This is a genomic window from Streptomyces sp. NPDC049541 (assembly GCF_044465725.1).
In the GTDB taxonomy this organism is placed as follows: domain Bacteria; phylum Actinomycetota; class Actinomycetes; order Streptomycetales; family Streptomycetaceae; genus Streptomyces.
Map to the genome: position 1 here is coordinate 142578 of NZ_JBITLY010000013.1, position 21550 is coordinate 164127.

Annotated in this window: 22 protein-coding genes; 7 read left to right on the forward strand and 15 right to left on the reverse strand. The window is 69.5% G+C overall.

Annotation, left to right across the window (positions count from 1 at the left end):
• The first annotated feature begins 120 nt into the window (after nt 1-120).
• From ACIBW9_RS36380 to ACIBW9_RS36395, 4 genes are read left to right on the forward strand one after another with little or no spacing between them, the layout of a single operon-like run.
• Nucleotides 121-987 (forward strand): ABC transporter ATP-binding protein, encoded by an 867-nt coding sequence (locus ACIBW9_RS36380; RefSeq protein WP_398961358.1) that lies wholly within the window; start codon nt 121-123, stop codon nt 985-987.
• Entirely contained in the window at nt 984-1829 is an 846-nt protein-coding gene (locus tag ACIBW9_RS36385; RefSeq protein ID WP_398961360.1) for an ABC transporter permease, read from the forward strand. Before ACIBW9_RS36380 ends, ACIBW9_RS36385 begins: the two co-directional genes overlap by 4 nt.
• A complete protein-coding gene (locus ACIBW9_RS36390; RefSeq protein ID WP_398961431.1) occupies nt 1826-3049 on the forward strand; it encodes a sensor histidine kinase in 1224 nt (407 codons plus the stop codon). The genes ACIBW9_RS36385 and ACIBW9_RS36390 overlap by 4 nt, the downstream gene beginning before the upstream one ends.
• Nucleotides 3046-3669 (forward strand): response regulator, encoded by a 624-nt coding sequence (locus ACIBW9_RS36395; protein WP_398961362.1) that lies wholly within the window; start codon nt 3046-3048, stop codon nt 3667-3669. The genes ACIBW9_RS36390 and ACIBW9_RS36395 overlap by 4 nt, the downstream gene beginning before the upstream one ends.
• Nucleotides 3670-3805: 136 nt before the next feature.
• Here ACIBW9_RS36395 and hisS read toward each other — a convergent pair whose 3' ends face one another.
• Complete coding sequence (gene hisS / locus ACIBW9_RS36400; RefSeq protein ID WP_398961364.1) at nt 3806-5068, reverse strand: histidine--tRNA ligase; 1263 nt, start codon at nt 5066-5068, stop codon at nt 3806-3808.
• 11 nt (nt 5069-5079) lie between these two features.
• Nucleotides 5080-5787, reverse strand: coding sequence for an MBL fold metallo-hydrolase (locus ACIBW9_RS36405; RefSeq protein ID WP_390696763.1), 708 nt, complete (start codon nt 5785-5787; stop codon nt 5080-5082).
• Between the two features lie 170 nt (nt 5788-5957).
• Here ACIBW9_RS36405 and ACIBW9_RS36410 point away from each other — a divergent pair, with 170 nt between their 5' ends.
• The gene (locus ACIBW9_RS36410) at nt 5958-6809 is read left to right on the forward strand and encodes a peptidylprolyl isomerase (protein ID WP_398961367.1); all 852 of its coding nucleotides are present in this window, start codon (nt 5958-5960) and stop codon (nt 6807-6809) included.
• A gap of 135 nt (nt 6810-6944) precedes the next feature.
• Entirely contained in the window at nt 6945-8174 is a 1230-nt protein-coding gene (locus tag ACIBW9_RS36415; RefSeq protein WP_398961369.1) for a DUF349 domain-containing protein, read from the forward strand.
• A gap of 72 nt (nt 8175-8246) precedes the next feature.
• Here ACIBW9_RS36415 and ACIBW9_RS36420 read toward each other — a convergent pair whose 3' ends face one another.
• Nucleotides 8247-10781 carry a RelA/SpoT family protein gene (locus ACIBW9_RS36420; RefSeq protein WP_398961371.1) on the reverse strand — a complete coding sequence of 845 codons (2535 nt, stop codon included), beginning with the start codon at nt 10779-10781 and terminating at the stop codon, nt 8247-8249.
• A gap of 335 nt (nt 10782-11116) precedes the next feature.
• Between ACIBW9_RS36420 and ACIBW9_RS36425 the strand changes: the two genes are divergently transcribed.
• Nucleotides 11117-11443, forward strand: coding sequence for a hypothetical protein (locus tag ACIBW9_RS36425; protein ID WP_398961373.1), 327 nt, complete (start codon nt 11117-11119; stop codon nt 11441-11443).
• A 106-nt stretch (nt 11444-11549) separates the two neighbouring features.
• On the opposite strand, the gene ACIBW9_RS36430 is transcribed toward ACIBW9_RS36425, so the two are convergent.
• From ACIBW9_RS36430 to ACIBW9_RS36485, 12 genes are all read right to left on the reverse strand, one after another.
• On the reverse strand, nt 11550-12089 hold the full coding sequence (locus tag ACIBW9_RS36430; RefSeq protein WP_398961375.1) for an adenine phosphoribosyltransferase: 540 nt from the start codon (nt 12087-12089) through the stop codon (nt 11550-11552).
• Complete coding sequence (gene secF, locus ACIBW9_RS36435) at nt 12086-13201, reverse strand: protein translocase subunit SecF (protein WP_398961377.1); 1116 nt, start codon at nt 13199-13201, stop codon at nt 12086-12088. The genes ACIBW9_RS36430 and secF overlap by 4 nt, the downstream gene beginning before the upstream one ends.
• Nucleotide 13202: 1 nt before the next feature.
• Nucleotides 13203-14978 carry a protein translocase subunit SecD gene (secD, locus tag ACIBW9_RS36440; protein ID WP_398961378.1) on the reverse strand — a complete coding sequence of 592 codons (1776 nt, stop codon included), beginning with the start codon at nt 14976-14978 and terminating at the stop codon, nt 13203-13205.
• Nucleotides 14979-15112: 134 nt separating this feature from the next.
• Complete coding sequence (gene yajC, locus ACIBW9_RS36445; protein WP_398961433.1) at nt 15113-15604, reverse strand: preprotein translocase subunit YajC; 492 nt, start codon at nt 15602-15604, stop codon at nt 15113-15115.
• A 187-nt stretch (nt 15605-15791) separates the two neighbouring features.
• Nucleotides 15792-16862, reverse strand: a complete 1071-nt coding sequence (gene ruvB, locus ACIBW9_RS36450; protein WP_115909327.1) for a Holliday junction branch migration DNA helicase RuvB — start codon at nt 16860-16862, stop codon at nt 15792-15794.
• Between the two features lie 34 nt (nt 16863-16896).
• Nucleotides 16897-17502 (reverse strand): Holliday junction branch migration protein RuvA, encoded by a 606-nt coding sequence (gene ruvA, locus ACIBW9_RS36455; protein ID WP_115909326.1) that lies wholly within the window; start codon nt 17500-17502, stop codon nt 16897-16899.
• Nucleotides 17499-18038, reverse strand: coding sequence for a crossover junction endodeoxyribonuclease RuvC (gene ruvC, locus ACIBW9_RS36460; RefSeq protein WP_099927474.1), 540 nt, complete (start codon nt 18036-18038; stop codon nt 17499-17501). The genes ruvA and ruvC overlap by 4 nt, the downstream gene beginning before the upstream one ends.
• A 123-nt stretch (nt 18039-18161) precedes the next feature.
• Nucleotides 18162-18914, reverse strand: coding sequence for a YebC/PmpR family DNA-binding transcriptional regulator (locus ACIBW9_RS36465; protein WP_398961381.1), 753 nt, complete (start codon nt 18912-18914; stop codon nt 18162-18164).
• A gap of 65 nt (nt 18915-18979) precedes the next feature.
• On the reverse strand, nt 18980-19579 hold the full coding sequence (gene pdxT, locus ACIBW9_RS36470; RefSeq protein ID WP_398961383.1) for a pyridoxal 5'-phosphate synthase glutaminase subunit PdxT: 600 nt from the start codon (nt 19577-19579) through the stop codon (nt 18980-18982).
• 13 nt (nt 19580-19592) lie between these two features.
• On the reverse strand, nt 19593-20504 hold the full coding sequence (pdxS, locus tag ACIBW9_RS36475; RefSeq protein WP_398961385.1) for a pyridoxal 5'-phosphate synthase lyase subunit PdxS: 912 nt from the start codon (nt 20502-20504) through the stop codon (nt 19593-19595).
• Nucleotides 20505-20633: 129 nt separating this feature from the next.
• Nucleotides 20634-20972, reverse strand: a complete 339-nt coding sequence (locus tag ACIBW9_RS36480; protein WP_398961387.1) for a DUF6210 family protein — start codon at nt 20970-20972, stop codon at nt 20634-20636.
• Between the two features lie 12 nt (nt 20973-20984).
• Nucleotides 20985-21527 carry a hypothetical protein gene (locus tag ACIBW9_RS36485; protein WP_398961389.1) on the reverse strand — a complete coding sequence of 181 codons (543 nt, stop codon included), beginning with the start codon at nt 21525-21527 and terminating at the stop codon, nt 20985-20987.
• Nucleotides 21528-21550: the final 23 nt, after the last annotated feature.

Genomic DNA, 21550 nt, shown 5'->3' on the forward strand with positions numbered 1-21550 from the left:
TGGACCTTCTTCGGGCAGGGGCCATTGTGCCGCACCAATGCCACTGTCCACCGTTCGGTGGACATAAGGAAGTACGCACGGTCGTCCCGGAGCGTTCGGTTCCGGCCGAGGCTGAACCGCATGACAGCACACGCGAACGAACTCGCGGTGGACGTACGGGGGCTGCGCAAGCAGTACGGGGACGTGACCGCGGTGAACGGCATCGATCTGGGCATTCGGCGTGGCGAGGTGTTCGGCCTGCTGGGGCCCAACGGCGCAGGCAAGAGCACCACGGTGGAGATCCTGCAGGGCAACCGCAGCCGGGACGCGGGCGAGGTGTCGGTGCTCGGCTCGGACCCGGCGACCGGCACGCGCGCGTGGCGGTCACGTGTCGGGATCGTCTGGCAGGACGAATCGGCGCCCGCCGAGTTGACGGTCCGCGAGACCGTACGGCACTTCGCCCGCTACTACCCGCGGCCGCGCGACCCGGAGGAGGTCATCGGCCTGGTGGGTCTGGAGGCGAAGGCGACCAGCCGGATCAAGGCGCTCTCCGGGGGGCAGCGGCGCCGTCTCGACGTCGCCCTGGGCGTGATCGGCGACCCCGAGCTGCTGCTCCTGGACGAGCCGACGACCGGTTTCGACCCGGCGGCCCGGCGGCAGTTCTGGGACCTGATCCGGCTGCTGTCCGACGGGGGCACGACGATCCTGCTGACCACGCACTACCTGGAGGAGGCGGAGGCGCTCGCCGACCGGCTCGCCGTGGTCGCCAAGGGGCAGGTCGTCGCCGAGGGCGAGCCCGCCGCCCTGCGGGAGCGGTACGGGACGGAGGCCACCGTCGAGTGGACCGAGCCGGACGGTGCCACGCGAACCGAGCGCACCGACACCCCGACCAGGACGGTCGCCGAGCTCATGCACCGCTTCGACGGGGAGATCCCGGGCCTGACGGTGGCCCGCCCCACCCTGGAGGACGTCTACCTCCGGCTGACCGGGCAGGAGGACGCGCGATGACGACGACCGCCGTACGGACCAGGGCCGAGGCGCCCGCCCAGCGGCTGCCGGGAGCCTGGGGGCTGGGCCTGCGCCGGGGCGCGCTGGAGATCAAGCAGTTCTTCCGGCAGCGCGACCAGGTGGTGTTCACGTTCGCGTTCCCGGTCGTGTTCCTGTTCCTGTTCGCGTCGATCTTCCACGACGACGTCCACGGCTCCGGCGTCACCGCCTCCCAGCTCTACGTTCCCGCGATGATGGCCTCCGGCATCATGTCGACCAGCTTCCAGTCGCTGGGCATCTCGATCGCGGTCGAACGGGACGAGAAGGTGTTGCGCCGGCTGCGCGGCACGCCGATGCCTCCGTCGGCGTACTTCCTGGGCAAGATCTGGCTGGTTCTGTTCACCGGTGTCGTGGAGACGGCGATCCTCCTCCTCGTCGGCACCACCCTGTACGGCGTGGACCTGCCGTCGGACGCGTCCCGGTGGTTCGACTTCGCCTGGATCTTCGTCCTGGGGCTGACCGGGTGCGCACTGCTCGGCATCGCGATCAGCTCGGTGCCCAAGTCGGCGAAGAGCGCGAGCTCGGTGGTCGTACTCCCCTTCCTGGTGCTGCAGTTCATCTCCGGGGTGTACATCTCCATCGACACCATCCCGGACTGGATGCTGAACATCGGTGCCCTGTTCCCGCTGAAGTGGCTGTGCCAGGGTCTTCGGGGCGTGTTCCTGCCGGATTCGGCGCGGGTCCTGGAGCAGGCCGGGAGCTGGGAGTTCGGGAAGGTCGCGCTGGTGCTGGCCGCCTGGTGCGTCGGAGGATTGGTGCTGTGTCTGCTGACCTTCCGCTGGAAGACCCGGCGCGACGGATGAGCCGTCCGGGCGCGGCCCGTGAGGAGCACGCCTGGGACCGGACGATCCGGCTCTGGGACGGCTACTTCGCGGTCGCCTGGGCGGCCACCCTCGCCTTCGTGCTCGCCGCGGCCCACCCGGGGTTCCCGGTCCGTTCGGTCGCGGCGGCGCTGCTCGTCCCGCTGGTGCCCTGGTACGCGGTCGTGGGGCGCCCGCTGCTCCAGGAGGACCCTCCGGAACAGGGCCGGGCGCTGCGCTATCTCGCCGGGGCCATCGCGCTGTTCCTGCCGTCGGCCGTGCTGGTGGGCGAGACGCGGCTGATGGCGTTCGCGCTGATCCCGCAGTGCTTCATGACGCTGCACACGCGGTGGTCCCTGGTGGCCGTCACCGTGATCAACCTGGTGCCGGTCGCGGGCTGGGCACTGCTGTGGCGGCCCAGCGGGGAGGACCTGTTCGGCAACTTCCTCTTCTCCGTGGTCACCCTCGTCTTCTCCGTGGTGATCGGCAGCTGGACCATCCGCATCATCGAACAGAGCATGGAACGGGCCGAGTTGATCGCCGAACTCGATGCCAGCCGCCATGAGATCTCCCGCCTCTCGGCCGCCCACGGCGCCCTGGCCGAGCGGGAGCGGATGGCCCGCGAGATCCACGACACCCTCGCGCAGGGCTTCACCAGCCTGCTGATGCTGATCCAGGCGGTGGAGGCCGAACTCGACCACGACGTCCCGCGGGCCCGCCGCCATCTGGCGCTGATGGACGAGACGGCCCGGCAGAACCTTGCCGAGGCCCGCGCCTTGGTCGCCGGTGCCGCGCCCGCCGACCTCGACGGCAGCTCCCTCCCGGACGCCCTGCGCCGCCTGGCCGCCCGTCACGGGGCGACGCTGGAGGTGCAGGGCCCTGTGCGCCCGCTGCCGGCCGCTCCCGAGGTGGTGGCCCTGCGCTCCTGCCAGGAGGCCCTGGCCAACGCCCGTAAGCACGCGGGGAGTTCGGCGGCGGTGGGCATCGCGCTGGCGTACTCCGACGACACGCTCACCGTGTCCGTACGGGACGACGGGTGCGGCTTCGACCCCGGCGCCCCCTGCGACGGCTATGGTCTGGCGGGGCCGCGCGCCCGGGCCGGCGAGGTCGGCGGGACGGCGCAGATCCGCAGCGCACCGGGCGACGGCACGACGGTGACGGTCAGTCTGCCCGTCTCACTGCCTGTGTCGCTGCCCGTGTCGCCGGGGAGGAGCTCGTCGTGATCCGGATCGTCCTGGCCGACGACCACCCCGTCGTACGGGAGGGCCTACGGGCGATGCTCAGCGCCGAGCCGGACCTGGAGGTCGTCGCCGACGCGGCGAGCGGCCCCCAGGCGGAGGCGCTGGCGGCCGAACTCCGGCCCGACATCGTGCTGATGGACCTGCGGATGCCGGGTGGCGGGGGCGTGGACTCGATCGTGCGGATGGGCGAGGCGGGGCTGCCGTGCCGGGTGATCGTCCTGACGACGTACGAGACGGACCGGGACATCCTGCGGGCGGTGGAGGCCGGGGCGGCGGGCTATCTGCTCAAGGACATGCCGTGGGCGGAACTGGCGGAGGCGGTACGGGCGGCTGCGCGCGGCGAGACGGTGCTGGCGCCGTCGGTGGCGGCCCGGCTGGTCGACCAGCTGCGCGCCCGGCCGGAGCGGCCACGGCTGTCGGAGCGGGAGACCGCTGTGCTGCGGCTGGTGGCGGAGGGGTGTACGAACGCGGAGATCGGGCGCCGCCTGTTCATCGGCGAGTCGACGGTGAAGACCCATCTCCTGCGGGCCTTCGGCAAGCTGGGGGTGGACGACAGGACGGCGGCGGTGACGAGCGCCATGCGGTTCGGTCTGCTCGACTGATCCTTTTCGCCCCCGCCGCCCCTTCCCGTCCCGACCCGGGGGCCAGCCCCCGGACCCCCGCTCCTCAGACGCCGGAGGGGCTGAGTTCGGCTCAGCCATCTCAGCCCGTCCAGCGTTTGAGGACGCGGCCGTTCAGTCAGCCCAGCCGGGCTTCCAGCTCCGCCACGATCTCGTTCACTCCGACCGCCGTCTGCTCACCGGACTCCATGTCCTTGAGCTGCACGACACCCTCGGCGAGATCCCGCTCCCCGGCAACAACGGTGTACCGCGCACCACTGCGGTTGGCGTTCTTCATCGCACCCTTCAGCCCCTTGGCCCCGTACGAGAAGTCCGCAGCGATGCCCACCTTGCGCAACTCCGTGACCTTGGCGAACAGCACACGACGCGCCTCCTCGCCCAGCGGCACCGCGAACACGCTCGTCGTGGAGGGCAGTTCGAGCTCGACGCCCTCCGCCTCCAGGGCGAGAACCGTGCGGTCGACGCCCAGCGCCCAGCCGACGGACGGAAGCGCCGGACCGCCGATCATCTCCGACAGGCCGTCGTAACGGCCGCCGCCGCCCACCGCGGACTGGGAGCCCAGACCGTCGTGGACGAACTCGAAGGTGGTACGGGTGTAGTAGTCGAGGCCCCGCACCAGCTTGGGGTCGTCCTCGAAGGCGACGCCCGCCGCCGTGATCAGCTCACGGACCTCCTCGTGGTACGCCTTGCAGGCGTCGCACAGGTAGTCACGCAGGAGCGGCGCATCGCCGAGCTGCTTCTGGACGGACTCCCGCTTGTCGTCCAGGACCCGCAGCGGGTTGATCTCGGCCCGCCGCAAGGTGTCCTCGTCCAGGTCCAGCCCGCGCAGGAAGTCCTGCAGCGCGGCCCGGTAGACGGGACGGCACTCCTTGTCGCCCAGGCTGTTGAGCAGGATCCGGAAGTTGCTCAGCCCCAGCGAACGGTACGCCTGGTCCGCCAGGATGATCAGCTCGGCGTCCAGCGCCGGATCCTCGGCACCGATCGCCTCGGCACCGACCTGGGAGAAGTGCCTGTAACGGCCCTTCTGGGGGCGCTCGTAGCGGTAGTAGGAGCCCGAGTACCAGAGCTTGACGGGCAGGTTGCCCAGCTTGTGCAGGTTGGCCTCCAGCGCGGCGCGCAGCACGGAGGCAGTGCCCTCGGGGCGCAGGGCGAGCCTGTCGCCGCCCTTGGTCTCGAAGGCGTACATCTCCTTGGTCACGATGTCGGTGGACTCGCCGACACCGCGCGCGAAGAGCTCCACGCTCTCGAAGCCGGGGGTCTCGATGTAGCCGTAACCGGAGTTGCGCAGCGGCGCGGCGATCGCCTCGCGGACCGCCAGGAACTTGGCGCTGTCCGGCGGGATCAGGTCGTACGTGCCCTTGGGGGCCTTGAAGGTGCTCACGGAAAGTCTCGTCACATTCCTCGTCGGGGAGCGTCCACGCTCCCGAGGCCGGCGGCCACCTGCCGCAGATACGGGTTGGTGGCGCGCTCCTGGCCGATGGTCGTCTGGGGGCCGTGGCCGGACAGCACCACGGTCGAGTCCTCGAGCGGCAGGCACACGCGGGCCAGCGAGTCGAGCATCTCGGCCATGTCACCGCCGGGCAGGTCGGTGCGTCCGATGGAGCCGGCGAAGAGCAGATCCCCGGAGAAGAACACGGAAGGGATCTCCGTGGTCTCCGGCATCTGGAAGGTCACCGACCCCTTGGTATGGCCGGGCGCATGCGCGACGGAGAACTCCAGACCCGCGAGTGCCAGCTTCGCACCGTCGGTCAGCTCCTTGACGTCGTCGGGCTCCCCCACCGTCAGCTCGCCCATGAGCGGCATGCCGATGGAGCGGCCGAGCGCCTTCTCGGGGTCCGCCATCATGTAGCGGTCCTCGGGGTGGATCCAGGCCGGTACGTCGTGCGCGCCGCACACCGGGACGACCGAGGCCACATGGTCGATGTGGCCATGGGTGAGGACGACCGCGACGGGCTTGAGCCGATGCTTCTTCAGCGCTTCCTCGACTCCTTGGGCGGCCTGATGGCCCGGGTCGATGATCACGCACTCCTCACCGGCGGCGGGGGCGACGAGATAACAGTTCGTCCCCCAGGCCCCGGCGGGGAACCCGGCAATGAGCACGATCGTCCTTCGTTGTGTCGATTACGGGCGGCTGCTGCTGACCTCAGAGCCTACCGGCGCTGCCGATTCCTCAGCGAACCCATATACGGTACGGGGCACACGCAGGCGGTCGGCTCACAAGACGCACGCGTACCGCGGTCGACGTACGAGACGCATGAGGAGAGAACCCGGTGGTCACCCAGGAACAGCGCAAGCGTCAGCTCGCCCGGGAGAAGTTCTTGCGCCAGCAGCAGCGGCGTACGGCCGCGCGACGCAAGGCGAAGATGCGCAACTCTGTGATCGCGTCGGTGCTCGGTGTGGTCGTCATCGCCGGTGTGGCGCTCTACACGACCGGAGCCTTCAAGGGCGACAAGAGCGACGACAAGGCCAACGCGAGCTCGCAGACGTCCCCGAGCGCCGCCCCGAGCAAGGCACCCGACCCGTGCGCGAAGCCGGCCAAGGGCTCGGTGAAGAAGCTGAGCTGGAAGAAGGAGCCGGCGATGACCATCGACAAGTCGGCGAAGTACACGATGGATCTCGCCACCACGTGCGGTGACATAGACATCGCGCTGAAGGCGTCGGCGGCGCCGCACACCGTCAACTCGTTCAACTTCCTCGTCAGCCAGGGCTACTTGGACCACACCAAGTGCCACCGACTGACCGACCAGGGCATCTACGTGCTGCAGTGCGGCGACCCGCAGGGAACCGGAATGGGCGGTCCCGGCTACACGATCCCGGACGAGAACCTCAAGGACAAGAGCCTCAAGGGGCAGGTGTACCCGGCGGGCACGGTCGCCATGGCCAACCAGTACAACGCGCAGACGAAGCAGGGCCGCAACACCGGCGGCAGCCAGTTCTTCCTCGTCTACCAGGACAGTCCGCTGCCGCCCGACTACACCCCGTTCGGCACGATCTCCCCCGCGGGCATGAAGGTTCTCAAGAAGATCGCCGCCGCCGGCGCCCAGCCCGCCGACCCCACGACGCAGAACACGGCGCCCAATGCGACCGTTGTGATCAACAAGGCGACGATCACCAAATCCTGACCGTCAAGTGCGAAATTTCGGTCGCGCGGGATGCGGACAGGCAACCCGCCGGTCGCCTATGTTGGCCGTGACGAAACTGTGGACGATGCCCGGGGGCACTGAGGCCCCTCGCAGGCATCATGTGGAGGAGGCGCTGTGAGCAGCGACCCGTGGGGCCGCGTCGACGAGACGGGGACCGTGTACGTGCGTACGGCCGACGGCGAGCAGGTCGTCGGTTCCTGGCAGGCCGGCTCCCCCGAGGAGGCGCTGGCCTACTTTGAGCGCAAGTACGAGGGCCTGGTTGTCGAGATCGGCCTCCTCGAGAAGCGAGTGAAGACCACCGACCTGTCCGCGAAGGACGCGCAGGCCGCCATCGACCACATCCGTGAACAGGTCGACGCGCACCACGCGGTCGGCGACCTGGACGCGCTGCGGACGCGGCTGGACAAGCTCGTGGCGACGGTCGAGGCGCGCCGTGAGGAGCGCAAGCAGCAGCGCGCGAAGCAGTCCGACGAGGCGCGCAGCGCCAAGGAGGCCCTGGTCGCCGAGGCGGAGCAGCTGGCGCAGTCCGACCAGTGGCGGGCGGCCGGTGAGCGGCTGCGCTCGCTGGTGGACACCTGGAAGGGGCTGCCGCGGCTGGACCGCAAGTCGGACGACGAGCTGTGGCACCGCTTCTCGCACGCCCGGTCGGCGTTCTCCAAGCGCCGCAAGGCGCACTTCGCTTCGCTGGACGCGCAGCGCGAGGAGGCCCGCAAGGCCAAGGAGCGGCTGGTCGCCGAGGCCGAGGCGCTGTCCGGCTCGACGGACTGGGGCCCCACGGCGGCGCGCTACCGCGAGCTGATGACGGAGTGGAAGGCCGCGGGCCGCGCCCAGCGCGAGCACGAGGACGACCTGTGGAACCGCTTCCGCGGCGCCCAGGACGTGTTCTTCGCCGCCCGCAGCTCGGTCTTCGCGGAGCGGGACGCCGAGCAGTCGGAGAACCTGAAGCTGAAGGAGGAGCTGGCCGAGGAGGCCGAGAAGATCCTCCCGGTCACGGACCTCAAGGCGGCGCGCGCCGCGTTCCGCTCGATCAACGAGCGCTGGGAGGCCATCGGCCACGTACCGCGGGACGCGCGCCCGAAGGTCGAGGGCCGGATGCACGCCGTGGAGCGGGCCATCCAGGAGGCCGAGGAGGCCGAGTGGCGCCGGACCAACCCGGAGGCACGCGCGCGTGCCGAGGGTCTGACCGGTCAGCTCCAGGCCGCCGTCGACAAGCTGAAGGGCCAGATCGAGCAGGCCCGCGCCCAGGGCAACACCGCCAGGGCCGACAAGCTCGAGCGCGAGCTGGAGGGCCGCCAGGCGCTCCTGGACCAGGCGCTGAAGGGCCTGCAGGAGTTCGGCGGCTGACCCCTGCCTGTGGCGTGAAGAAGGGGGCCCGTACCGGGAAGGTACGGGCCCCTTCTCGTCGTACGTCTGGTTCTACGACCTGCTGCGCGCCGACGTCACGCGGTACACGTCGTAGACGCCCTCCACGCCACGCACCGCCTTCAGGACGTGGCCCAGATGCTTCGGGTCGCCCATCTCGAAGGTGAAGCGGGAGGTGGCCACGCGGTCGCGGGAGGTCTGGACGGCCGCGGAGAGGATGTTGACGTGCTGGTCGGACAGGACGCGGGTGACATCCGACAGGAGCCGGGAGCGGTCCAGGGCCTCGACCTGGATGGCGACCAGGAAGACCGAGGACTGGGTGGGCGCCCACTCGACCTCGAGGATGCGCTCGGGCTCACGGGACAGTGACTCCACGTTGACGCAGTCGCTGCGGTGAACCGATACTCCGCTACCGCGTGTGACGAAGCCGATGATGGGGTCGCCGGGAACGGGCGTACAACAGCGGGCCAGCTTGACCCACACGTCCTCGACGCCCTTGACGATGACGCCCGGGTCGGCGCTGGAGCGCCGCTTGCGGCTGCGGCTGCGGGACGGCGGGACCGCCTCGTCGATCTCCTCGGTGGCCGCCTCCTCGCCGCCGAGCGCGGAGACGAGCTTCTGCACGACGCTCTGCGCGGAGACATGCCCCTCGCCGATCGCCGCGTACAGCGCGGAGATGTCCGGGTAGCGCATCTCGTGCGCGAGCGTGACCAGCGAGTCGCCGGTGAGGATGCGCTGGATCGGCAGGTTCTGCTTGCGCATGGCGCGGACGATGGCGTCCTTGCCCTGCTCGATCGCCTCGTCGCGGCGCTCCTTGGAGAACCACGCCCGGATCTTGTTGCGGGCGCGCGGCGACTTCACGAAGCCGAGCCAGTCGCGGGAGGGGCCCGCGCCTGCCGCCTTGGAGGTGAAGACCTCCACCAGGTCGCCGTTGTCGAGGGTCGATTCCAGCGGTACGAGACGGCCGTTGACCCGTGCTCCTATGGTGCGGTGGCCGACCTCGGTGTGGACCGCGTACGCGAAGTCCACCGGCGTGGCCCCGGCCGGGAGCGCTATGACGTCGCCCTTCGGGGTGAAGACGAAGACCTCGTTGCGCGACAGGTCGAAGCGCAGCGACTCCAGGAACTCGCCGGGGTCCTCGGTCTCCTTCTGCCAGTCGAGGAGCTGGCGCAGCCACGCCATGTCGTTGAGGTGGTCGTCCTTGCCGCCGCCCTTGGGTGCGTCCGAGCGCACCTTGGAGGCGCCGGCGACGGCCTCCTGCTTGTACTTCCAGTGCGCGGCGATGCCGTACTCGGCGCGGCGGTGCATGTCGAAGGTGCGGATCTGCAGCTCGACGGGCTTGCCGTTGGGGCCGATGACCGTCGTGTGCAGCGACTGGTACATGTTGAACTTGGGCATCGCGATGTAGTCCTTGAACCGGCCGGGGACCGGGTTCCATCGCGCGTGCACGGTGCCGAGTGCGGCGTAGCAGTCGCGGACGGTGTCGACGAGGACACGGATGCCCACCAGGTCGTAGATCTCCGCGAAGTCGCGACCGCGGACGATCATCTTCTGGTAGACGCTGTAGTAGTGCTTCGGGCGTCCGGTGACGGTCGCCTTGATGCGTGCGGCCCGCAGGTCCTGCTGCACCTCGTCGGTCACTATGGCGAGGTACTCGTCGCGCTTGGGCGCCCGCTCGGCGACGAGCCGCACGATCTCGTCGTACATCTTGGGGTAGAGGATCGCGAAGGCGAGGTCCTCCAGTTCCCACTTGATGGTGTTCATGCCCAGGCGGTGGGCGAGCGGCGCATAGATCTCGAGGGTCTCGCGCGCCTTCTTCTCCTGCTTCTCGCGCTTGAGGTAGCGCATGGTGCGCATGTTGTGCAGGCGGTCGGCGAGCTTGATGACCAGGACGCGGGGGTCCTTGGCCATGGCGACGACCATCTTGCGCACGGTCTCGGCCTGCGCGGCCTCGCCGAACTTGACCTTGTCCAGCTTGGTGACGCCGTCGACGAGCAGGGCGACCGAGTCGCCGAAGTCGCGGCGGAGCTGGTCGAGGCCGTACTCGGTGTCCTCGACGGTGTCGTGCAGCAGGCCGGCCATCAGCGTGGCCGGATCCATCCCCAGCTCGGCCAGGATGGTGGTCACGGCGAGCGGATGCGTGATGTACGGGTCGCCGCTCTTGCGCTTCTGGCCGCGGTGCCAGCGCTCGGCGACCTGGTAGGCCTTCTCTATCTGCCGCAGCGTCGACGTCTCGATCTTCGGGTCGTTGCTGCGCACTATCCGCAGCAGCGGCTCGAGGACCGGGTTGTACGGGTTGGAGCGCTGGACGCCGAGGCGGGCGAGGCGGGCGCGGACGCGGTTGGAGGAGCCGGAGCGGGCGGGCTGGCCGGTGTTCGGGCGCACCGCGGGGGAGGGCGTGGCCTGCTCGGGTGGCGGGGGCTTGGGGCGCGACTGCTCGGCCGACTTGTCGATGGGCGCGGACTGGGCGTGCTCGACCGGCCCGCGGGTGTCGTTCTTCGCGTGGGGCGCGTTCGGCGCGGGCTTGGCCGCGGCTGCCGAGGCGGACTCGGGCTTGGCGGCGGTCAGGTGCTGGGCCTCGTCTGGCAAGAGGACTCCTCGTGCGCGATCCGGGTCCCCCGGTCAGGCTCCGGAGACCCCATGGTAGCGATCCTGGGCCGCAGGATCGCGTTCAGGCCGATGTGAGGGTCGTCTACCGGAGAAGCATGCGGGGCTGCTGCCGACACCGTCGGGGCGCATGGAACCTACCAGATATATACCCAATTTCCCCTTTCTCTGACCATTCACCACTTAAAACGACCGGAAGTCAAGCTCATTAATGCCGTTGACTCGCGCATCAGAGGCCCCATAAGATCAACTTCGACCAGAAGTGGAAGAAATTCGTCATCTTCCCACTTCGAAAGAAAACGGAAACGGGATAGAGCATGAAGATATTCGGAAAGTCAGTGGCCGCTGTGGCCCTGACCGTGGGAATGAGCGCCGCTTTCGCGCTTCCCGCCCAGGCGGCAACGGCAAGCCCGATGTCAACGCACAGGGGCACCTCTGGATGCTTCAACTGGTCCTGGGCTGACGGAACCACCACAGCGACCATCTACTACCACAACACGTGCAACACCACGAGGGATCTGTGCGTCTGGTGGAGGGACGGCTCGGTGCACCGCCTGCATCGCCTCACCGCCGCGGCCGACGCGAAGGGGCACCGCAAGGAGAATGGCACCATCGAATCCCAAAACATCGAGGACTGCACCTGATTTCGCAGTCGGTCGGATGACATAAGCCAGCACAGGAAATAAAACGAGTCAGCCCCGAGTGTGCAACAAGGTCACACTCGGGGCTGACTCGTTCCCGAAACTCTGCTCAGATCGTGAGTACAGCCTCCAGGGGGGCGCCGTCGAGAGCCGGTTCCAGGCGGGCGCGGCCGCCCAGGAATCCCAGCTCCATGAGGACGGCGACACCCGCGACCTCGGCGCCCGCCCGGCGGATGAGCTGGAGGGAAGCCTCCGCTGTGCCGCCGGTGGCCAGGACGTCATCGACGACCATGACGCGGTCGCCCACCGAGAGGTCCTCCGCGTGCACCTCGATCTCCGCCGAGCCGTACTCCAGGTCGTACGTCTGGCCGAGGGTCGCTCCGGGGAGCTTGCCCGCCTTGCGTACGGGGACGAAGCCGAGGCCGGCACGGACGGCGACCGGGGCACCGAGGATGAACCCGCGGGCCTCCAGGCCGACGACCTTGGTGGCGCCCGTGTTCGCGGCGATCTCGGCGAACGCGTCGGTGAGCGCCGTGAAGGCCGCCGGGTCCGCGAGCAGCGGGGTGATGTCCTTGAACATCACGCCCGGCTCCGGGTAGTCCGCCACGTCACGGATGCGGCTGAGCAGCAGCTCCTTGATGTCGGTCATCGGCGCTTCCCAGAGGGACGGCCACGGCCGCGGTTGCGCGACGCTGGCTGGTTGCGCGGCCCGACGACCGCGTGCGCGTCCTCCGGCTCGTCGTCGTAGCGCTCGTCCGCGGTCTCGGCCGGCAGCGGCCCGCCCTCGGCAGCGGCCTGGGCGCGCTTGGCGAGGACGCGCTTCTTGAGCGCCTTCATCTGCGGCTCGCGCTCCTTGAGGTCGGCGACGAGCGGGGTGGCGATGAAGATCGAGGAGTACGCACCGGCCGCGAGGCCGACGAACAGCGACAGCGAGATGTCGTTGAGCATGCCGGCGCCGAGGAAGCCGCCACCGATGAACAGCAGGCCAGCGACCGGCAGCAGCGCGACCACAGTGGTGTTGATGGACCGCATCAGCGTGCTGTTGATCGAGCGGTTGGCGATGTCGCTGTAGGTCCAGCGGGTCTGCTTGGTGATGTCCTTCGTCTGCTCCTTGAGGCTGTCGAAGACGACGACCGTGTCGTAGAGCGAGTAACCGAGGATCGTGAGCAGACCGATCACCGTGCCGGGCGTGACCTCGAAGCCGACGAGTGCGTAGATGCCGGTCGTGATGGTGATGTCGTGGATCAGCGCGACGAGCGCGGCGAGCGCCATGCGCCACTCGAAGGCGATCGCCAGGTAGATCACCACGAGGACCATGAAGATCGCCAGGCCCTGCCAGGCCTTGTTGGCGATCTGGTCACCCCAGCTGGGGCCGACCAGGTCGGCGTTGATGTTCTCGGTGTTGACCTTCAGGTCCTTGGCGAGCTTGTCCTTGATCGCGTCGGACTTGTCGGTGTCGATGCCGGCGATCTGGATGCGCAGGCTGCCGTCGCCGAGCTTCTGGACGATCGGGTCGTGACCGGAGGCGTCCTTCCCGTAGCCCTCGGTCTCAGCGACCGAGGCGGTCATGTGCTTCGGGGTGGTGAAGACGGCACCGCCCCGGAATTCGATGCCCATGTTCAGGCCGCGCACCGTCAGGCCGAGGATGGCTGTGATGGTGATCAGGATCGAGATGCCGTACCAGATCTTGCGGTTGCCGACGAAGTCGTAGCCGACCTCACCGCGGTGCAGACGGGCGCCGAGGCTGCCGAGTTTCGACATCTCACGCCTCCTTCGGGTCGACGGGGGCGGAGGGACGACGAGTACGGCGCAGCGGCGGCTTGGCGCCCAGTGCCTTCGGGTCGAGGCCCGACCACCTGTGGCCGTTCGCGAAGAACTTCTTGCGGGCGAGGACCGTCATCAGCGGCTTGGTGAACAGGAAGACGACGACCACGTCGAGCACGGTGGTCAGACCGAGCGTGAACGCGAAGCCCTGGACCTTGCCGACCGTTACGATGAACAGCACCGCGGCGGCGAGGAACGACACGAAGTCGGAGACCAGGATGGTGCGCCGGGCACGCGGCCACGCCCGCTCGACGGCGGGGCGCAACGAGCGGCCCTCGCGGATCTCGTCCCGGATCCGTTCGAAGAACACGATGAACGAGTCGGCTGTGATACCGATCGCGACGATCGCACCACAGACGGCCGGCAGATTCAGCGCGAAGTGGATCGTCGGGCCGAGCAGCGCCATGATCACGTACGTAAGGATGGCAGAGACCAGCAACGAGGGGATCGCGACGGCCGAGAGGCCGCGGTAGAAGATCAGCAGGTAGACGATGACCAGTGCCAGGCCGATCCCGCCGGCGATCAGACCGGCGTGCAGCTGCTCGCCGCCGAGCGCGGGGGTCACCGTGGTGACGCTGTCCTCCTTGAAGGACAGCGGCAGCGCGCCGTACGACAGCATGTTGGCGAGGCTCTGGGCCTCCTGCTGGCTGAAGCTGCCGGTGATCTCCGCGTTGCCACCGGTGAGCGCCTGGTTGACGGACGGGTCGGAGACGACGTTGCCGTCGAGGACGATGGCGAACTGGTTCTGCGGGGGCTGGTTCTTGGCCAGCTTGCCGGTGATGTCACCGAACTTCTTGGAGCCCTTTCCCGTGAACTCCATGGTGACGGTCCAGCCGGCCGCGGACTGCGTGTTGAAAACGGCGTCGGCCTTCTTGACGTCGGTGCCGTCGACCTCGGCGGGGCCGAGGATGTACTTCTGCCACTGACCCTGCGAGTTCTTGCCGCAGGCCACGGTCGGGTCGCTGGCCTTGCTGCCCTTACCGGCGTTGGCGCGGGCCTTGTCGTTCTTGCAGTTCAGCGCGGTGTACTGCGCCTGGAGCTTGCCGGCGGCCGCGTTACCGGAGGCGGTGCTGCTCGGGGACGGGGAGGCGGAGGTCTTCGCACTCGAGGAGGTGGTGGCACTCGGCGTCGCGTCTGCCTTCAGGGCGCCGGTGACGGCGCGGCCCTGCGAGGTGGCGGTCGCCGACGGGGTCGCGGAGGAGGACGGGGTCGACTTGCCCGTGGCCTTCTCGCCGGCTTTGCCCGTGGACTTCCCCGAGGGGCTGCCGGAGGCGCTCGGCGACGGGCTGGGCGTCGCGGCCCCATCGGAGATCTCGGTGGTGAGCACCGGACGGAAGTACAGCTTGGCAGTGGTGCCGACCTGCTCCCGCGCTTCCTTGGAGTTCGTGCCCCTGGGGATGTTGACGATGATGTTCCGCGTGCCCTGAGTCTGGACCTCGGTCTCCGAGACACCAAGACCATTCACGCGGTTGTTCATGATGTCGACCGCGGTGTCCATGTTGGTCTTGTTGATCGCGGACTCCTGGCCCGGCTCTGCGACCGCCCGGAGCGTGATGCTCGTACCACCGGCCAGGTCGATACCGAGACGCGGAGTGGTGTTTCCGGAGGCGAACATGCCTCCGGTGAGCGCCACGATGGCGATCAGGATGAGGGCCAGCGAGCGCCCCGGCTTGCTCTGGGCGCTCGCGCTCCGGCCCTTTTTAGGTGCTGCCACCTTCTCGTACTCCCTCTCGGGCCGTTCCGCGCCGGGTCAGCGCGGTGTCGGCCATGACATGGTGTCGGGATCCCCGTGTGCGAGACGCACATGTCCCGGGGCGCGCGAGGTCGGCCGCGCGCCCCGGGATGTGGCTACTTCGCCTCGGAGTCGCCGTCGGTCTTCTTCGGCTCTTCGTCCGACTTGGCCTCGGCGGCCGGGGTGTCGTCGGCCGGCTCCTCGGGCGCGTCCTTCTTGTCGAGGTCGACGGACTTGTCGTCGGAGGCGGCGGCAGCTTCGTCGGCGGAGTCGTCGGTCTCGGTGAGGGAGGAGGCGTCGTCCGGGACCAGGTCGGAGTCGGACTTCAGGTCGTGTTCGATGCCGTGCACGATGCGGTTGTACTCGTCGTCGCTGAGCACGGAACCGATGGCGTTCTTCGCGAAGAGGAGCTCGACGCCCGGGCCGGCGTCGAGGAGGACCGTGTCCTCGTTGACCTCCTTGACCGTCGCGTACATGCCCCCGATCGTGCGGACGCCGCTGCCGGGCTGCATCTCGTTGCGCATCTGGGCGGCCTGCTGCTGCTTGCGCTTGGCCGAGCGGGTCATGAGGAACATGGCCCCGATGAGCACGATGAACGGGAGGAGCATGGTGATATTCACGGGACGGAGTTTCCTTCGCACGACCGCGATGGAGAGCGGCCTCATGGATGGGGGTATGTATACCGCCGACAAAGGCGGCATCGGCGGAGTCTAAGCGAGTCCGCGCGCATGGAACAACGCTCAGCATGGCACCTGGGTTCCTGACCGGGCCAATGCCCGCGCCGTCACAAAGGCATCACGTCCCGAACAGGTCCTGTTGTCCGTTTCCCGCAGTGGCCGAGCGGGGCGGAGTGAGGCCGAGATGCGCCCATGCGGCAGGCGTGGCGACGCGGCCGCGGGGGGTGCGCGCGAGCAGTCCTTCCCGCACGAGGAAGGGCTCGGCGACCTCTTCGACGGTCTCGCGCTCCTCCCCCACCGCGACGGCGAGGGTGGACAGGCCGACGGGCCCGCCGCCGAACAGCTTGAGCAGGGCCTCCAGCACACCGCGGTCCAGCCGGTCGAGGCCACGGGCGTCGACCTCGTACACCGCAAGGGCGGCCGCCGCGATGTCCCGCGTGATGATCCCGTCCGCCTTGACCTGGGCGTAGTCGCGCACCCGGCGCAGCAGCCGGTTGGCGATACGGGGCGTGCCGCGGGAGCGGCCGGCGATCTCGGCTGCGCCGTCGGCCTGGATCTCGACGTCGAGCAGGTTCGCCGAGCGGTGGATGACGCGCTCCAGTTCGGCGGGCTCGTAGAACTCCATGTGCGCGGTGAAGCCGAAGCGGTCGCGCAGCGGGGGCGGCAGCAGGCCCGCCCGCGTGGTGGCGCCGACCAGTGTGAACGGGGGCAGTTCGAGCGGGATGGCGGTGGCGCCGGGGCCCTTGCCGACGATGACGTCGACCCGGAAGTCCTCCATCGCCATGTACAGCATCTCCTCGGCGGGCCGCGACATCCGGTGGATCTCGTCGAGGAAGAGGACCTCGCCCTCCTGGAGGGAGGAGAGGATCGCGGCGAGATCGCCGGCGTGCTGGATGGCGGGGCCGGAGGTGATGCGGATGGGGGCGCCCATCTCGGCCGCGATGATCATCGACAGGGTGGTCTTGCCGAGGCCCGGGGCGCCGGAGAGCAGCACGTGGTCGGCGGTGGCGCCACGCGCGCGTGCGGCGCGCAGCACCAGGTCGAGCTGCTCGCGGACCTTCTCCTGGCCGATGAACTCGTCCAGGTCCTTGGGGCGCAGGGCCGCCTCGACGGCCTGGTCCTCACGGTCGGCGACGGAGCCCACCAGCCGCTCGGGGCCGGGGGCGTCGGTCGGGTCGTCCCAGTTCACTGAGATCTCTCCTCACTGGGGTGGCGCAGGTGGGTCAGCGGGCGCGGTTGAGGGTCTGCAGGGCTGCCTTCAGCAGCTGACCGACCTGGGGTGTGCCCCCGGCCGCCTCGGCCTGCGGTGCCACGGCGGACACGGCCTCGTCTGCCTCGCGGGTGGCGTACCCGAGGCCGATCAGCGCGGCGTGCAGTTGGTCGCGCCAGCCGGAGGTGACCGCCGTACCGACGGCCGGGGCACCGATCGGCTCGCCGAGCCGGTCCTTGAGCTCGAGCAGCAGCTTCTGGGCGCCCTTCTTGCCGATGCCCGGGACGGCGATGAGGGCCTTCTCGTCGCTCGTGGACACCGCCCGGCGCAGGGCGTCCGGGGTGTGCACGGCCAGCATCGCCTGCGCCAGCCGCGGACCGACCCCGCTGGCCGTCTGCAGCAGTTCGAACACCTGGCGCTCGTCGTCGTCCACGAAGCCGTAGAGCGTCAGCGAGTCCTCCCGTACGACGAGGGAGGTGGCGAGCTTGGCCGGCTGGCCGAGACGGAGCGTGGAGAGCGTGTTCGGCGTGCACTGCACGGCCATGCCGACACCGCCGACCTCGACCACGGCGGCGTCGGGGGCGAGTGCGGCGACCGTGCCGCTCACGAAGGCGATCATGCCGTACGGCCTTTCGTTGCGTTGGCTGCGTGCAGGGCGACCGCCTGCTGGAGTCGGTTCTGGGCGGGGGCGCGCCAGATGTGACAGATGGCGAGCGCGAGGGCGTCGGCCGCGTCGGCCGGTTTCGGGGGTGCGTCGAGCCGGAGCAGACGGGTCACCATGGCGCCTACCTGGGCCTTTTCCGCACGGCCGCTGCCGGTGACGGCGGCCTTGACCTCGCTCGGGGTGTGCAGGGCGACGGGGAGGCCGCGGCGGGCGGCGCACAGCATGGCGACGGCGCTGGCCTGGGCGGTGCCCATGACGGTCCGTACGTTGTGCTGGCTGAACACCCGCTCCACGGCGACGACTTCGGGCCGGTGCTCGTCCAGCCACTGCTCGATGCCCTGCTCGATGGCGACGAGGCGCTGGCCCAACTCGGCGTCCACGGGCGTCCGTACGACACCGACGCCCACCATGGTGAGCGGCCGGCCCGCGACCCCCTCGACCACGCCGACACCGCATCGCGTGAGCCCAGGGTCCACCCCCAACACCCGCACGCGCCCCTCCCCTCAGTGATCTTTGACTTCACGCCAGGCTAGCCGCTGCCACCGACAACGGCGGCGGGCCGGTGGGACGTGTTGTCCCACCGGCCCGCCGAAACCGCTTCGTTCGCGGCAGCGTTACGCGTCGACCTTCTCCATGACCTCGTCGCTGACGTCGAAGTTGGCGAAGACGTTCTGCACGTCGTCGCTGTCCTCGAGCGCGTCGATCAGCTTGAAGATCTTCTTGGCGCCCTCCTCGTCCAGTTCGACCTGGACGGACGGCACGAAGCTGGACTCGGCGGAGTCGTAGTCGATCCCGGCCTCCTGGAGGGCGGTGCGGACCGCGACCAGGTCGGTGGCCTCGCTGATGACCTCGAAGGACTCACCGAGGTCGTTGACCTCCTCGGCACCCGCGTCCAGGACGGCACCCAGGACGTCGTCCTCGGTCAGCTCGCCCTTGGGGACGATGATGACGCCCTTGCGGCTGAACATGTAGGACACGGAGCCCGGGTCGGCCATGTTGCCGCCGTTGCGGGTCATGGCGACGCGCACGTCGGAGGCGGCGCGGTTGCGGTTGTCGGTGAGGCACTCGATGAGCACCGCGACGCCGTTCGGACCGTAGCCCTCGTACATGATCGTCTCGTAGTCGGCGCCACCGGCCTCGAGACCACCGCCGCGCTTGATCGCGGAGTCGATGTTCTTGTTCGGCACCGACTGCTTCTTGGCCTTCTGGACGGCGTCGTAGAGCGTCGGGTTGCCGTCGAGGTCGACGCCGCCCATGCGCGCCGCGACCTCGATGTTCTTGATCAGCTTCGCGAAGAGCTTGCCGCGCTTGGCGTCGATCACGGCCTTCTTGTGCTTCGTCGTGGCCCATTTAGAGTGGCCGGACATCTGCCTGTCTCCTTCGCGTAACCCATCTATGAACGAACGCCAGAGATCCTACAAGGACTCCGGTGTTACTCCGCTGTCCGGTTCGCGCGCACCATGTCGACGAACAGGGAGTGCACGCGGTGGTCGCCGGTCAGTTCCGGATGGAACGACGTGGCCAGCGCGTTGCCCTGGCGGACCGCGACGATGTGGCCGTCGTGCTCGGCGAGCACCTCGGTCTCGGCGCCGACGGACTCCACCCAGGGGGCGCGGATGAAGACGCCCTCTACAGGATCGCCCTCGACGCCCCGGACGTCGACCGCCGCTTCGAAGGACTCGTTCTGCCGTCCGAAGGCGTTGCGGCGCACGATCATGTCGATGCCGCCGACGGTCTCCTGCCCGGAGCGCGGGTCGAGGATCTTGTCGGCGAGCATGATCATGCCCGCGCAGGTGCCGTAGACGGGCATTCCGTCACGCACGCGCGCGCGGAGCGGCTCCATCACGCCGAACAGGACGGCCAGCTTGGAGATGGTGGTGGACTCGCCGCCGGGGATGACCAGGCCGTCCACCTCTGCGAGTTCCTCGGGGCGCCTGACCGGCCTGGCCACGGCGTCGGCCGCGGCCAGGGCGATGAGGTGCTCCCGTACGTCGCCCTGGAGGGCCAGGACGCCTATGACGGGGGTGTTCATGTGATCTGGTGCCTTACCAGCCGCGGTTGGCGTAGCGCTCGGCCTCGGGGAGGGTGTCGCAGTTGATGCCGACCATGGCCTCGCCGAGGTTGCGGGAAGCGTCCGCGATGATCTTGGGGTCGTCGTAGAAGGTGGTCGCCTTGACGATGGCGGCGGCGCGCTTGGCGGGGTCGCCGGACTTGAAGATGCCGGAGCCGACGAAGACGCCCTCGGCGCCGAGCTGGCGCATCAGCGCGGCGTCGGCGGGGGTGGCGACGCCACCGGCGGAGAACAGCACCACCGGGAGCTTGCCGAGCTCGGCGACCTCCTTGACCAGTTCGTACGGGGCGCGCAGGTCCTTGGCGGCGGCGTACAGCTCGTTGTTGTCGAAGCCGCGCAGCTTGGCGATCTCGTTCTTGATCTGGCGCAGGTGGCGGACGGCCTCGACGACGTTGCCGGTGCCGGCCTCTCCCTTGGAGCGGATCATGGCCGCGCCCTCGGCGATGCGGCGCAGGGCCTCGCCCAGGTTGGTGGCACCGCAGACGAAGGGGGTGGTGAACGCCCACTTGTCGGAGTGGTTGACCTCGTCGGCCGGGGTGAGGACCTCGGACTCGTCGATGTAGTCGACCCCGAGGGACTGCAGCACCTGGGCCTCGACGAAGTGGCCGATGCGGGACTTGGCCATGACCGGGATGGAGACGGCGTCGATGATGCCCTCGATCATGTCCGGGTCGGACATCCGGGCCACGCCGCCGTCCTTGCGGATGTCGGCGGGGACCCGCTCCAGGGCCATCACGGCGACGGCGCCCGCGTCCTCGGCGATCTTCGCCTGCTCCGGCGTGACGACGTCCATGATCACGCCACCCTTGAGCTGCTCGGCCATTCCGCGCTTCACGCGCGCGGTGCCGGTCTCGGGGGCCTGGTTTTCGGAGAGCGTGCTGGACACGGGTGACCTCACTGAAGTGAAAGAGGGCTTCTGCAAGAACCGAGGAAACGTGAGTGGACCAGTCCACGGCAAGGGCCAATGAGAAGCCGGTGGATCCTTTTCTCCTCCGGCACCCTCGCAACCGGTGCGTCAGTCGGAGTTCTCCCCTACGAGGACGCCCGGCCCGTCCGCCGTCAGAACCGGCACCCACGCCTCGTCCGCCTCGGCCAGCCGCGACTCGTCCAGCACGAGGGGCGCGGGATGGATGTCGTCCCGGTTCGCGGAGCCGCAGACATGCAGTGCCGCCGCGGCCCGCACCCGCTCCGGCAGCGGCGGAGCCCAGATCAGGCCCTGGGCCCCCGCCCCCTGCGGCTCGCCCGCGAAGACGTCCTTCAGCTCCTCGTCGAGGCCGCTCCCCGGCACCGGCAGCAGATAGCCCTCCCGCTTGCCCTCCAGGTCGAGGAAGACGCGGCGTCTGCCGCCGGTCATGGCCGGCGGTCCCTAGGCCGCGCGGTCGGCCAGCGCGGCCGGTGGTTCGTCGTCCATCTCGAAGGCCATCGGGAAGGGGGCGTGGCCCGCCAGGCGGAACCAGCGGACCTTGCGGTGTTCGCGTAGGCGGCGGGCGGCGCCCACCGCGTCGTTGTGGAAGCGGCGGGCCATCGGGACGCGGCGTACAGCCTCGGTGAGCTCGCGGGCGGCGGCTTCCCCGCCGGGTGCCTCGCGGACCGCCTCCACCTGGGGCGCCTCCGCGAAGACGGCCCGCAGCGCCTGGCTCAACTCGCTCTCGGCGACCTCCCGTTGGTCCTCCTCGGCCTGCCGGGCGGCGTGCGCCGCCTCGTACAGGACGATCGAGGCCGCAGGGTCGAGGACACCGGAGGTGGCCAGTTCCTGGGCCACGGAGGCCCTGCGCAGCAGCTGTGCGTCGAGCGCGGCCCGGGCGGCGTCGATACGGGCGTGCAGCCGGTCCAGGCGGCCCGCCGTCCAGCTCAGGTACAGGCCGATCGCCAGGAGGGCGACGAGGATCCAGATGAGGGTTGCGGTCACGGGCGGCAACCCTACGCTCCGCC